Origin of the sequence: Streptomyces griseocarneus, from assembly GCF_014655595.1 — a bacterium.
GTDB lineage: Bacteria > Actinomycetota > Actinomycetes > Streptomycetales > Streptomycetaceae > Streptomyces > Streptomyces griseocarneus.
Map to the genome: position 1 here is coordinate 1 of NZ_BNBL01000002.1, position 12204 is coordinate 12204.

Here is a 12204-nt window from a genome sequence, read left to right on the forward strand (position 1 = left end):
GCCCCCACGCCGGCGCCGCACGCGCCCTGGCCGCCGAGCTCGGCATCACCGACCGCGTCCGCTGGCTCGGCCGTATCGACGGGGCGGCCCGCTTCGACCTGCTGGCCTCCGCCCGCCTGGCCTGCGTGCCCAGCCGCCACGAGACCTTCGGCATGGTCGCCGCCGAGGCCCTGGCCACCGCCACCCCCGTGCTCGCCTTCGACATCCCCCGCCTGCGCGACCTGGTCACCGACAACGTGGGCGTACGCGTCCCGCCCGGCGACCTCGACGCCTATGCGGCCGCCCTGGCCGCGCTCACCCGCGACCCGGACCGCTGCGCGGCGCTGGGTGCGAAGGGGCCACCGACGGTGGCCCACCTGGACTGGGACCGGATCGCCGCCGCGCAGCTCGCGGCCTACCACCAGGTCACCCCGGGCGACCGGCCCCCGCACGAGGCACCCGTCACCGACGGATGACCACACACCGAGAAACACCGAGAGAAGAGGAAGCAGAAACATGGCATTCCACATCGCTCAGGGAACCCCGAACCCGCTGGCCCTGGAGCCGGGGGCCAATGCCTCGTTCGCGATCGAGGTGTTCGTCGACGGCGACCCGGTCGGCCCGGGCGAGATCATCCAGGTCAAGCTCCCCGAGGGCCTGGTCTTCCCCCTGACCGGCGAGATCCGCTATATGAACCTGGACGCGGGCATCAACCAGCTGCTGACCGTCGAGAGCCGCGAGCCCGACGGGCGGCTCGTGCGCTTCAAGGCCGAGGCGATCGGCAACCAGCCGGAGGGCTTTTACTCCGTGAACGTCCAGGCAGCGGCCGATGCCACCCCGGGCGACCACACCACCCCGGACGGCCTCACCATCGGCCTCACCACAGCACCGCTCAACTTCCGCGTCGGCCCGCCGCAGCCCGTGGAGCACAAGGTGTACGGAACCGTCCGGGGTGACGGAACCGTCGTCTTCGGCTCCGGCTTCACCGCGAGGAGGAAAGAAACCGGATGGTACGAGATCACCCTCACCGACCGTTTCATGTCCGCACCGGCCAAGACAGCTACGGTCCATGACACTTCATGGGGCCAGGTGGTGGTCACTGACATCGCCGGCCAGGCGAATCTCTTCCACGTCTACATTCGCGATCTTGCCGGTCAGATGGCCAATCGGCAGTTCTCCTTCATCGCCATGGGTCTCGCGACGCCACAGGCGTAGCTGTGCCCTGATTCCCCTGTCTCAGCCTCTCCCCCGGCGGAGGGGCTCGTGGGGGCGGATTTCGCGCCGACACCAACCGTCCCCGCCCCGGCCACAAGGAACACCGAGAGAAGAGGAAGCAGAGACATGGCATTCCACATCACCCAGGGAAGCCCGAACCCGCTGGCCCTGGAGCCGGGAGGCAACTCGCCGTTCACGATCGAGGTGTACGTCGACGGCATCCCGGTCGAGCCTGGCGAGATCATTCAGGTGAAGCTGCCGGAGGGCCTGGTCTTCCCTCTGACCGGTGAGGTCCGCTACATGCAGCTCGACGCCGGCATCAACCAGCTGATGCCCATCGAGAGCCGTGACCCCGACGGGCGTCTCGTGCGCTTCAAGGCCGGGGCGATCGGCAATGTGCCGGAGGGCTTCTACTCCGTGAACGTCCAGGCGGAGGCGAACGCCGCCCCGGGTGACCGCACCGTCCCCGACGGCCTCACCATCGGCACCACCACGGCACAGCTCAGCTTCCGCATCGGCCCGCGGCATCCGGTGGAGCAGCGGGTGTACGGGGTCGTCACGCGCGACGGATTCGTCTACGCGGGATCCGGCTTCACTGCCCAGAGGACAGGAACAGGGGTGTACAAGGTCACCTTCCTCAACAGCTTCACGTCCACGCCGGCCGTCACGGCGACGGTCTGGAGCGGCGGTTTGGCGCCAGAGGGCCACGCGGCCTTGAGCTACGTCGTGCCGACGTCGTTCATCGTCGCCATCCGCGACAGTTCCCACCAACTGGTCAACTGGGACTTCTGCTTCATCGCCATGGGCCTCGCGACGGCGCAGGAGTAGCCGCGCCCCGATTCCCCCCATCTCAGCCCTTCCGCCTTTCCTCTGGCAGAGGGGCTCTTTGGGGCGGCTTCGCGCCGACACCTACCGTCCCCGCCGCGGCCACGAGGGAACACCGAGAGAAGGAGAGGAAGCAGAGACATGGCATTCCACATCGCTCAGGGAAGCCCGAACCCGCTGGCCCTGGCGCCGGGGGGCAACGCCTCGTTCACGATCGAGGTGTACGTCGACGGCGACCCGGTCGAGCCTGGCGAGATCATTCAGGTGAAGCTGCCGGAGGGCCTGGTCTTCCCTCTGACCGGTGAGGTCCGCTACATGCAGCTCGACGCCGGCATCAACCAGCTGATGCCCATCGAGAGCCGTGACCCCGACGGCCGTCTGGTGCGCTTCAAGGCCGGGGCGATCGGCAACCAGCCAGAGGGCTTCTACTCCGTCAACGTCCAGGCACTGGCGACCGCCGCCCCGGGTGACCGCACCGTCCCCGACGGCCTCACCATCGGCACCACCACGGCACAGCTCAGCTTCCACACCGGTTACAACACCGGTCAACCGGCCGACCTGTGGTTCTCCTTCGCGGCGATGGGCCTCACCGCGCCGTAGGGGGGTAACGGCCCGCTCCCTCGCCCCCTCCGCCGTCGCGGCGGAGGGGCGCTTGGTTGTGTCGAGACACCGAAGGCCTTCCGGCTTTCACCTCGCTGATGCCGGCGCGCAGGTCACTTTCAGCCGGCCATCAGGGCCATGGGGATGAGCAGGATCGCGGTGATGTGGCACAACGCACCCGCGTGGACGCAGCGGTGCTTGACGGTGGCGATGCGGGCGACGGTGCCGAGTTCGCCGATCAGGGGGGTGAGGGGGTCCCGGGCGGTGTCGACGAGCGCTTGGCGCAGCGCGTGGGCGTCGGGTGCCCGGCGGATGTCGGCGAAGTAGGTGAGCGGATGTCCTCGCCGCCAGGGGCTGTGCAGGCGGCGGGGGATGATCGCGGCGAGCAGGAGGAGCAGTGCGGCGGCCCAGGCCGCGCACCCGGTCCACCACAGCAACTGGGCGGGAGCGGACAGGGCGGCGGGCTGGTGGGAGCGGCCGGCGAGGACGGTGACGGTGATGCCTGCGGACGCGGCTGCCACGGTGAGGAGGGCGGCTGCCTTGGTGTCGGCCTGGCTGATCTCCTTCCGGGTCTCCGCCAGGAGCCGGAGCGCGAGGTCGGTGGTGGTGTCGGCCGGCGGGGAGGGCGGGGTCGGTGGTCGGCGGACTGCTGTCATGGGGGCTGCCTATGGGGTGAGGAGTCGGGCGTCGTCGGCCTGGCCCGAGGCGGCGGCGGTCTCCTGTACGAGGAGGTGCAGCCGCTCGCGGTCGTCCTGACCGGTGGCGAGCTCGGGCAGCAGCCGCTCGGCCAGATAGTGACGTGACGGCTCGTGCGTCCGGGCGCATGCCAGCCAGGTGTGCAGCAGCGCGCGGACGTCGTCGGCACTGTCGGGGGCGCTCAGTGCCTCGGCCCACAGGTCGTGGACCTGGTCGCGAGTTCGCTGCGGCAGGTCGGGTCCGTCGTCGGCCAGGGCGGCGAGCAAGGAGACGCCCAGCAGTGTGTCCTCGTCGGCGTCAGCGTCGGCGGCGTGGTTGGCGCGCAGGAAGAGCATGAGGCCCAGGCGTTGCCACTCTTCCTGGCTCTTCTCCTCGGCTTCGCCGGTGTCGAACACCCAGGAGTGCAGGCGCTCGATCACCTCCTGCACGACGGCGGCGTCGCCCAGCTCGGCGATCCACCACAGGGCGTCGCCGCACTCGCCGACGACGTCCGGCCCCTCGTCCTCGTCCCCGTCCTCGGTCCCGTCCTCGGCTTCGTGGTCCGGCGTGGCCCGCAGCGCGTTCTCGATGACAGCCAGCGCCTCGTCGGGTGTACGGACACCGAGCGTGTCGGTACGGGTGCTGTAGGCGTGCACCGCGGTCCAGGACAGTTCCGGTTCCGGGCCGCTGCTCCAGTCGGCGAGCACGTCGTGCACGTCGTCGGCCAGGGCGTCGTATTCCGCCAGCAGGGTCATGGCCGTGGCGGCGACGCGACGGGCCGGCTCGGCCGGGGACATCGCCCACACGGTCAGCAGGTCGTCCGAGACGCCGGGGAAGTCCACCAGGCCGAGGAGCATCGCTCCCTCCGCCAAGGCGTCCTCCACCGGCAGGACCATGCTCGGCGGGACCGGGCTGTCCTCGTCGTCGTGCGCCAGCGCGTCCAGCCACTCGGTCAGCGGGGCACGGGACTCGGGATGTTGCCACCAGACCTGCCCCAGCACATGCAGGCGGTCGTCCTCGTCGTACATGCGGACCACCGCCTGCTCGGCACCGCCGAACCGCGTCCCGGCGGACTCCGCCAGGAAGGCGTGTGCCAGCCCCAGCAGCCTGCGCATCCGGTCGGGGTCGAACACCGGGCGGCCCACGGGCGTGCCGGGTTGCTCGACGGCGTACAACCCCTCCGCGAGACGGTCACCGCACTGGACCAGGAGGGGATACGGCGCGGGGCCCAGGACCGACAGGGCGATCAGGAAGGCCTTGTCCCACAGCGAGACGTCCGGATTGCCCAGGGCGGACGTGACCCGGCGCCGGTCGGCCTCGGTGTCGAAGTGCTCCAGCTCCTCCTCGGACACCGTGCCGCGCCGGTACTCGGCCAGGAGCCCGGCGTATGCGGGGCATTCGCGGGGTGCCGGAGGCGAGGCCAGGAAACGGTGAGTGGCCTCCAGCTCCATCAGCTCCGTGCCGTGGGCGCGGTAGTCGCCGTCGCCGAGCAGCGACTCGAGGTGCCTGGCGAGCACGTCGCGAGGGGGCGCGGGCTCCCAGTCCACCGGCTCCACACCGCCGAGCCGGACGTTGTGGTCGACGACGAGCACGAGGTACTGCTCGTTCTCGAGCAACCGGGAGGCCGTCGTCTCCAGAGCGCCGCGGGTCAGTACGCGGCCCTGCGGCGAGACGGGCAGGATGAAGCCGCCCGTCCGCGATTCCCGGTCGGGGATCCTCTCCGGTTCCGCCGTCTCCGCGAGGCGGTACACGTCGGTGCCCGCCACCTCGGCGAGCATCCTGGCCGCGGCCGTGGAGCGGCCGGTGCCGGGCTGTCCGCGCAGCACCACGTAACGCTGCGCGAGCAGTTGCCCGAGCGCCTTCGCATGGTACGGACCGGGTACGTACACGCGCTCCAGCTGCTCCAGGCGCTCCGCGGGCACCCGGCCCGCCTGCGGCAGTGCGCTGTCGGCGGGCCCGTGGTAGTGGTGGTGCTGCGCCGCCGCGTGGAAGTTGTTGGTCAGCGTGCCGACATGGCCACCACTGACCTGGGCTCCCTTGACCTTGTGCGAGAGGTCTCCGTGGCCGGCCGCGGCCCGCTGCCGTCTGCGCCGGTCCAGGGAACGGCGCCCCGGGGTCTGCTGTCGTTCCATGTGCGCGGTCTCCTGTGGCCTCTGCGCCCTCTGCGCCCTCTGCGTCCTCAGCCGTTGAAGTTGTTGGTGAGGGTGCCGACGTGACCGCCGCTGACCTGGGCCCCCTTGACGTTGACCGAGCCCGCGCCCCCCGGCGCCGCCTGGTCCGTCCGCGCGGGCCGGGTGGCCGAATCCGGTCCGGGCTCGGAGGGTTCGGACCCCTGCCCCCGTGCCTCCGGTGCGTAGAGCCAGCCGGTCAGCACCCGGCTGCCGTTCTTGGCCGGGACGACCACCTGCCTGAACGCCTCCCGGTCGACGCCCTTGTGCCCCGGCCACACCGCGTCGTCGTACACGGTCTCCGAGACGCACAGGACGAAGTCGGTCCCCGGCCCGGCCCCCCGCAGGGACGACCTGAGCGGATCGCTGTCGAGCAGGCGGAAGGCCGAGTTGAGGGTGGAGCCGACCACATCGTTCTCGTCCTCGATGACCGTTCCCCGGTGCAGCACGGCCCGCAGCCGGACGGGGGCGCCGTGGCCGTGGTTCTGCCGGCGGTGGGCCAGCTCCTCGGGCAGGGTGATGAGCAACTGCCGTAACAGCGCGGGCAGCCGGACGGCCGGGTCCACCAGGACGAACAGCCCGTCACCCCGGTACTCCGTGCGGCACTCGGCCTCGTCGGCGCCCGACTGCTCGAGCAGTGCGCCCACGACGTCGTACAAGGTCTGCCGGATCGCCTGCTGACCGGCGTCGTGGTGACGCTGCGAGTCCTCGATGTCGAACAGGAGCATGGTCCGCCGGGCCGGTACGACCGTCATCAAACAACCTCCGTGACGCAAAGCCGCCGTGCATGGCCGGGTGAACGGGTCATGGGAGCGGACCTGTTGGTGCTGCACTTGTGTTCGGTTCAGGATGCCGGACGGCGGTCGTGAAGGCCACGCCAGATGGCGCGTTCGGCCCGCTGCACTGCACATGGAGGAACAGATGGAGCGCACCTTCACCGACCGGCACGCCTATGTCGACCGGCTCGACGGGCAGGCCCGCGGGCGACTGCTCGCGATGGGCACGGCCAGGACCTACGCAACCGGCGACGTGTTGCTCCACGAGAACGACACCACCCGCCACGTCCTCCTCGTCCATGAGGGCTACCTGAAGATCACCCTCTCCGCCGGCAACGGCCGGAGGATCCTGCTCGCCCTGCGCGGTCCCGGCAGTGTCGTCGGAGAACTCGCCGCCATCGACGGCCATCCCCGCCTGGCCCGTGTCACCGCCGCCGACGCGGTACGGGCGGTGACCATCCCCGCCGACGACTTCGTGCGCTACCTGCGGGACACCCCGGGCGCCGCCCTCGCCCTGCTGGGCACGGTCGCCGACCGGCTCCGCACCTCCGACCACCGCCGCCTGGACGCGGCCGCCCACACCGTCCACCGGCGCCTGGCCCTGCTCCTGCTCGACGTCAGCCCGGGGCACCCCGAGGCCTCCCCGGACCGCCCGATCCCGCTGTCCCAGGCCGAACTCGCCGACCACCTCGGCACCTCCTTGCGCTCCGTCGCCCGCGCCCTGGAACAGCTGCGTGCCGACGGCGCCGTGGCCACCCGGCGTCGCGGCATCACGGTCCTGTCGCGTGACGCCCTCACCGATGCCGCACACGACGACGGCGACCACAACAGACCGTCCCGACCGTCCGCCCCGTCCGCCCCGTCCGCCCCGTCCCGCCCGTCCAGTCCGCGAACGCGCCACTTGTCGTAGTGGCCTCCGCCCCTGCACCGGCACGCTGCGAATGCGCCGGGTTCCACGGCACCGCATCAACGGCGCACGCACCGCCCCGAACCACAGCCACGGGCCATGCCTGTGCAGACGATGGAGGACATCATGAAGCGAACCGGAAAGCAGCGTGCGGTTCTCGCGCTGGCAGCACTCGCACTGGCGGGTTCCACGGTCGCCACCACCGCCGCCACCGCTTCCGCCGCGCCTTCGGCGGCCACGGCGGCCACCCGCACGACCTCCGCCCAGCCGAGCGTCCCCGACATTTCCCTCCCCGGCCAGTCGTCGCTCTACCGCGGCGACTGGATGAGAGCGGGCAACACCAAGCTCGTCCTCCAGGACGACGGAAACCTGGTGCTCTACTGCGGGGGCACGGGACTGTGGCAGGCGTCGAACGCCTGGCCCAACGGCTACAGGGCGACCATGCAGGACGACGGGAACTTCGTCGTCTACGACGCCGGCGGCCGCGTCCTCTGGGCATCCGGCACCGAGGGCAACCGGGGTGCCTACCTCCAGGTCCAGAACGACGGCAACCTGGTGATCTACCGGCCCGGCGGGCAGCCGATCTGGAGCACCGGCACCGGCGGCCGCTGCTCCTGAGGCGCACCATGACGAGCGCCCTGTGCACGCGGGAGTGCACAGGGCGCTCTGCCGTGCCGACGAACCGGAGGTTCCCCGCTGCCGTTGGCGTGGCCCGGAGAGCTCCCGGGCCGGCCGGAGTACGTCGCACGTCATCCGCGGGGCGTCAGCTCCCGTTCGGCGACCGTCCGGAAGCTGTGCGGTGGGCGGCCGGTGAGGCGCTGGACGGTGTCGGTGGTGCGGTCCTCGGCTCCGTCGGCGATGGCGCGGTCCATGGCGGCCAGCATCGTGGCGAACTCCCGCGGCATCAGGGCGGCGAGCCGGTCGCGCAGCTCGTCGTGGGTCAGGTGGTGGTGGGTCACGGGGCGGCCGGTGACCTGGGTGACGATCGTGGCGATGTCGTCGTGGCTGAGGGCCTCCGGTCCGGTGAGGACCAGGTCGGTGTCGGGGGCGCGGTCGTCGGTCAGGGCGTGTACGGCGACGGCGGCGATGTCGTCGGCGTCGACGAAGCCGACCCGGCCGGTCCCGGCCGCGGTCAGGATGACGCCGTGCTCGCGGATGCTGTCGGCGTGGGCGTGCGTGCCGGTGAAGTTCTGCATGAACCAGGAGGGCCGCAGCACCGCCCACTGCTCGAACAGGCCGGGCAGGGCCCGGTGCACCGCGCCTGCCGCCGGGCCGCCCTCGGGGACGGCCGAGGAGCTGAGGAGTACGGCGCGGCGGACGCCGGCGGCGCGGGCCCGGTGGAGGAAGGGCAGCATGACCGCGGCCGGGTCGGGGTCACCGACGGGCGGGACGAGGTAGACGCGGTCGGCTCCGTCGAGTGCGGCTCCGAAGGTGGCGGGGTCGTACCAGTCGAAGCGGACCGGTTCCGCGCCCGGGAGCTGGGTGGCCCGACGGCTCGCGGCCTTGACGCGGTGGCCGGCGGCGGTCAGCTGTGCGGTGGTGCGGCTGCCGGTGGTGCCGGTGGCCCCGATGACCAGGGTGGTGCCGACGTCGCCGGTGGCGGTGACAGTCATCGGGCCCCGCCCCGGGCGAAGTCCGCTCCGAGCTCCTGGACGGCGAGCGGGTTCCAGTAGTCGCGGTAGGAGGTGAAACGTCCGGCCTCGACGGTCACGACGGCGATGTAGGTCATGTCGAAGGGGGCGCCAGTCTCAACCAGGCGGCCCACTCCGCGCATCTCGACCACGACGGTCCCGGGGGCGGTGGTCTCGTGGATCTTCAGGTCGGGGAAGTCGTGCAGGTCGATGTGGTCGGGGTAGTCGCGCATGTAGTCCGCGATGGCCGCCCTGCCCTCCAGGCGCCCGGGCCGGCCCGGGGGAGCGAAGGGGAATTCCATGACGCCGTCCTCGGCCCACAGGCCGATCCAGGCGGGAATGTCCTTGTCCAGCAGCAGCCGCAGGCTGTGGCGGTACAGATCTGCTGCCGAGACGCAGGTGTCTGCGGGCATGAGGGTCTCCGTCCCGTACGATACGGACCTGTGGTCCGCTTCTTCCGCAAAGATACGGACCGCTGGTCCGTATCGCAACCGGAGGAACCCCATGCCCGAACGCAAGCCACGCAAGGACGCGGCCCGGAACCGGGCAGCCGTCTTCGCGGCCGCCGACACCCTCTTCGCTCAATGCCAGAGCCCCGAAGAAGTGACCATGGCCGACATCGCGGCAGCGGCCGGCGTCGGCAAGGGAACGCTCTTCCGGGCCTTCGGCGACCGCTCCGGGCTGATCCGCGCGCTGTGCGAGGCGCGGCTCGAGCCCATCAGGAACGCCGTCGAAGAAGGCTCGCCGCCGCTGGGGCCCGGCACCCCGCCGCCGGAGCGCGTGCCGGCCCTGCTCGACGCCGTGCTGTGCTTCAAGTTCGACCACCGCCACCTCGCGCTGGCCCTGGAGGGGACCGGGGCGGACAGCCCCTACCGGGCGGAGCACTACGAGCGATGGCACGCCCTGCTCCGCGACCTGCTGGAGCAGATCCCCGGCGTGACCGACAGCGACTTCACCGCCCACGCCCTGCTCGCCGCCACCCGGGCCGATCTCGTCGCCTACCTGGCCGGCGAGAAGGATGTGACCCGCGAACAACTCCGCCTGCAACTCGCGGACTTCACCGCCGGGATCCTCGGCACCCGCGCTCGACGAGGGTCGGCCGCCGAACACTGACGACATCGTTCGGACGCCGCTCGGGCCGGCGTGAGGGTACGTCGCGTGGTCGGCGTCGAGCCGTTCTCGCCCCCGGGCGCCCGGAGCCCGGGCATCGAAGGGTGACGCGCAGGCCCTGCGATCGTCCCAACTTCCCGCTGAATCCGCCGGCAGGAGACGGCCTGTGGTCACGTCCATGGTCCGTTGCTGCTCACACAAGCCGAATCCCCAGTATGGTCGTGCCGCCCGCGGGGCGGGTGCGCGCGGAATGAGCGCGGACGGCTAGGGGGAAAGGGCGATGCGGTGATCCGGACGCTTTTCGTGGATGCCGGCGGTGTGCTGTTCAACAACATCAATGAGGAGACCGGTTTCCTCCATGAGGTTGCCGACCGGTACGGCGTGAACCGGGAGGAGCTGACCCGGCGGGCCTATGCGGCGGCACCCGCGTACGAAGACGGGGGACGGCATGTGCACCAGGTGTTCCGGCAGCTCGTCGCGGACTGCCGTGGACCGGCCGGGGACGTGCTCCGGGACACGCGGTGGCTGGACCGCGCGTACATGGACAGCGTGCGCGCGTACGAGGACAGTTTCCGCGCCCTGCGGGAGCTGCGGGAGGAGCGGCCCGGCCTGACGGTGGTGCTCACCAACAACGAGGCCGAGCACTGGGACCGGCTGAAGAACGACGCCTTCGGTCACTTCGCGATGTTCGACGTGCTGTGCTCGTCATGGAGCGTCGGCCGGGTCAAGCCGGCGCGGTCGTACTTCGCCGAGGCCCTGCGCAGGTGCCGGGCAACGGCCGCCGAGACGCTGCTCATCGACGACCGCCTCGCGGTGCTGCGGGCGGGAGCCGCACTCGGGATGCGCACCCTGCACGTCTCCACGCCGGACGTCCTCGCCGGCGGGCTCGGGCCGGCCCTGCACGGTGACGCCCTGCCGACCATGCTGTGACGTTCCCTCAGTCGGCGAGCTCCCGGACATGGGCGATGACCTTCCCGAACGCCGAAGCTATGTCGTCGATGGCGTCGAGGGGGGCCAGGAGCACCTCGTGGCCGAAGCTCACCACGCTCTCGTGGATGCGCTTGGCGACGGGGAGGCCGAACCGGGAGGGTTCCACGCGTGCCATGTACTCGGCGTCGGTGGCGAACCGGCGCCGGGTGCTGGGCCGGTTGAGCGGATTGTCGTTGAGCGGCCGGTGGGTCTGCATCACGGGGAAGCCCAGCTCGGCGGTCAGCGCCCGGGCGATCCGGTCCACGGGGGCGACGGCCAGCAGCTCGTCCGGCAATTGCACCGCGTACCGGTAGTAGGCGCGATCGGTCGTCCCGGCCGACGTCTCCTGCACCGTCAGGCCCAGGCCCAACTCGCCCAGTCGGCCGGTCAGGTGGTTCGCGGACCTGGTCCGGCGGGCGTTCTGCTCGTCGAGGAGGTCGAGCTGGTCCATCAGCACCGCCGCATGGAACTCCGACAGGCACGCGTTGCTGCCCATCAGCTGGCCGGTCTCCAGCAGTTCCATCTCGCCGACGCCCACCGCGTCGCGCCGCAGCATCCGGCCGTCCGCGCGCAGGTGCTCCGCACGGACCGCTATCTCCGGGTCGTCCGTGACCACGGCGCCGCCTTCGCCGCACGTCAGGAGCTTGCTGCCCTGCATGCTGAACACCCCGGCCGTACCGAAGGCGCCCACCGGCCACTTGCCGTAGCGGGCGCCGTGCGCGTGCGCGCAGTCCTCGATGAGCGGCAGGCCGTGCCGCTGCGCGATGTCCAGGAGCGCGTCCAGGTCGGCGACGGCCGAGTAGGCGTGGACCACGGTGATGGCCCGGGTCCGGTGGGTGACGGCCGCCTCCACGGCCGCCGGGTCCAGGCAGTAGGTCGAGGGGTCGACGTCGACCAGGACCGGCACGGCGTTGATCCCCAGCACGGCCGACGCCGAGGCCACCCAGCTCAGGCCGGGGACGATGACCTCGTCCGAGGCCCCTACCCCGCAGGCCTCGAGCGCGATGGCCAGAGCCGACGTTCCCGTCGCCGTCGGAACGCACAGGGTGGAACCGCAGTAGTCCGCGAATGCGGCGGCGAATTGCCGCTCGTAGGATTGCCGCCCCTGATAGGCGCAACTGATGGTCCAGCGGCCGCTCGTCAGTACGTCTTCGAGGCTTTTCAGCGCCTGGTCCCCCGGCTGCGGCCAGCGCGGCCACTCCCGGTCGGTCAGTCGTGGCCCACCGGAGATCGCCAGTGAATTTCCCATGGTTGCCCTCGCCTTTCGAGGATGCGACAGATCCCACGGAATTTACGCACCCCTGCCGGGCGTACGCCACAGCGTGCCGTTTCGCCTCCGTGGAGCGCCG

The 12204-nt window shown here is 71.3% G+C and carries 14 protein-coding genes; 8 read left to right on the forward strand and 6 right to left on the reverse strand.

Annotated elements, in window-relative coordinates:
- From IE295_RS05945 to IE295_RS05960, 4 genes are all read left to right on the forward strand, one after another.
- A partial coding sequence (locus IE295_RS05945; RefSeq protein ID WP_190062439.1) for a glycosyltransferase occupies positions 1-455 on the forward strand: 455 nt, incomplete at its 5' end.
- A gap of 40 nt (positions 456-495) precedes the next feature.
- The gene (locus IE295_RS05950; RefSeq protein WP_190062440.1) at positions 496-1194 is read left to right on the forward strand and encodes a hypothetical protein; all 699 of its coding nucleotides are present in this window, start codon (positions 496-498) and stop codon (positions 1192-1194) included.
- A 126-nt stretch (positions 1195-1320) separates the two neighbouring features.
- Positions 1321-2022, forward strand: coding sequence for a hypothetical protein (locus IE295_RS05955; RefSeq protein WP_190062441.1), 702 nt, complete (start codon positions 1321-1323; stop codon positions 2020-2022).
- Between the two features lie 138 nt (positions 2023-2160).
- Positions 2161-2619 (forward strand): hypothetical protein, encoded by a 459-nt coding sequence (locus IE295_RS05960; protein WP_190062442.1) that lies wholly within the window; start codon positions 2161-2163, stop codon positions 2617-2619.
- Positions 2620-2738: 119 nt separating this feature from the next.
- Here the strand turns inward: IE295_RS05960 and IE295_RS05965 are convergent, their stop codons facing one another.
- From IE295_RS05965 to IE295_RS05975, 3 genes are read right to left on the reverse strand one after another with little or no spacing between them, the layout of a single operon-like run.
- On the reverse strand, positions 2739-3275 hold the full coding sequence (locus IE295_RS05965) for a Pycsar system effector family protein (RefSeq protein WP_190062443.1): 537 nt from the start codon (positions 3273-3275) through the stop codon (positions 2739-2741).
- Between the two features lie 9 nt (positions 3276-3284).
- Complete coding sequence (locus tag IE295_RS05970) at positions 3285-5426, reverse strand: hypothetical protein (protein WP_190062444.1); 2142 nt, start codon at positions 5424-5426, stop codon at positions 3285-3287.
- Between the two features lie 47 nt (positions 5427-5473).
- Positions 5474-6217, reverse strand: a complete 744-nt coding sequence (locus tag IE295_RS05975) for a hypothetical protein (protein ID WP_190062445.1) — start codon at positions 6215-6217, stop codon at positions 5474-5476.
- Between the two features lie 166 nt (positions 6218-6383).
- Between IE295_RS05975 and IE295_RS05980 the strand changes: the two genes are divergently transcribed.
- Together IE295_RS05980 and IE295_RS05985 are read left to right on the forward strand one after the other, a co-directional pair.
- Entirely contained in the window at positions 6384-7148 is a 765-nt protein-coding gene (locus IE295_RS05980; protein ID WP_190062446.1) for a Crp/Fnr family transcriptional regulator, read from the forward strand.
- Between the two features lie 123 nt (positions 7149-7271).
- Positions 7272-7763: a hypothetical protein gene (locus IE295_RS05985; protein WP_190062447.1), complete on the forward strand. Its 492-nt coding sequence runs from the start codon at positions 7272-7274 to the stop codon at positions 7761-7763.
- 131 nt (positions 7764-7894) lie between these two features.
- On the opposite strand, the gene IE295_RS05990 is transcribed toward IE295_RS05985, so the two are convergent.
- Complete coding sequence (locus tag IE295_RS05990; RefSeq protein ID WP_190062448.1) at positions 7895-8758, reverse strand: NmrA family NAD(P)-binding protein; 864 nt, start codon at positions 8756-8758, stop codon at positions 7895-7897.
- Positions 8755-9189, reverse strand: a complete 435-nt coding sequence (locus IE295_RS05995; RefSeq protein ID WP_190062449.1) for a nuclear transport factor 2 family protein — start codon at positions 9187-9189, stop codon at positions 8755-8757. Before IE295_RS05995 ends, IE295_RS05990 begins: the two co-directional genes overlap by 4 nt.
- Positions 9190-9280: 91 nt before the next feature.
- On the opposite strand from IE295_RS05995, the gene IE295_RS06000 reads away from it, so the two are divergent.
- Positions 9281-9889, forward strand: a complete 609-nt coding sequence (locus tag IE295_RS06000) for a TetR/AcrR family transcriptional regulator (RefSeq protein WP_190062450.1) — start codon at positions 9281-9283, stop codon at positions 9887-9889.
- A 282-nt stretch (positions 9890-10171) separates the two neighbouring features.
- On the forward strand, positions 10172-10816 hold the full coding sequence (locus tag IE295_RS06005; protein WP_190062451.1) for an HAD family hydrolase: 645 nt from the start codon (positions 10172-10174) through the stop codon (positions 10814-10816).
- A 7-nt stretch (positions 10817-10823) separates the two neighbouring features.
- On the opposite strand, the gene IE295_RS06010 is transcribed toward IE295_RS06005, so the two are convergent.
- A complete protein-coding gene (locus IE295_RS06010; RefSeq protein ID WP_190062452.1) occupies positions 10824-12104 on the reverse strand; it encodes a DegT/DnrJ/EryC1/StrS aminotransferase family protein in 1281 nt (426 codons plus the stop codon).
- Positions 12105-12204: the final 100 nt, after the last annotated feature.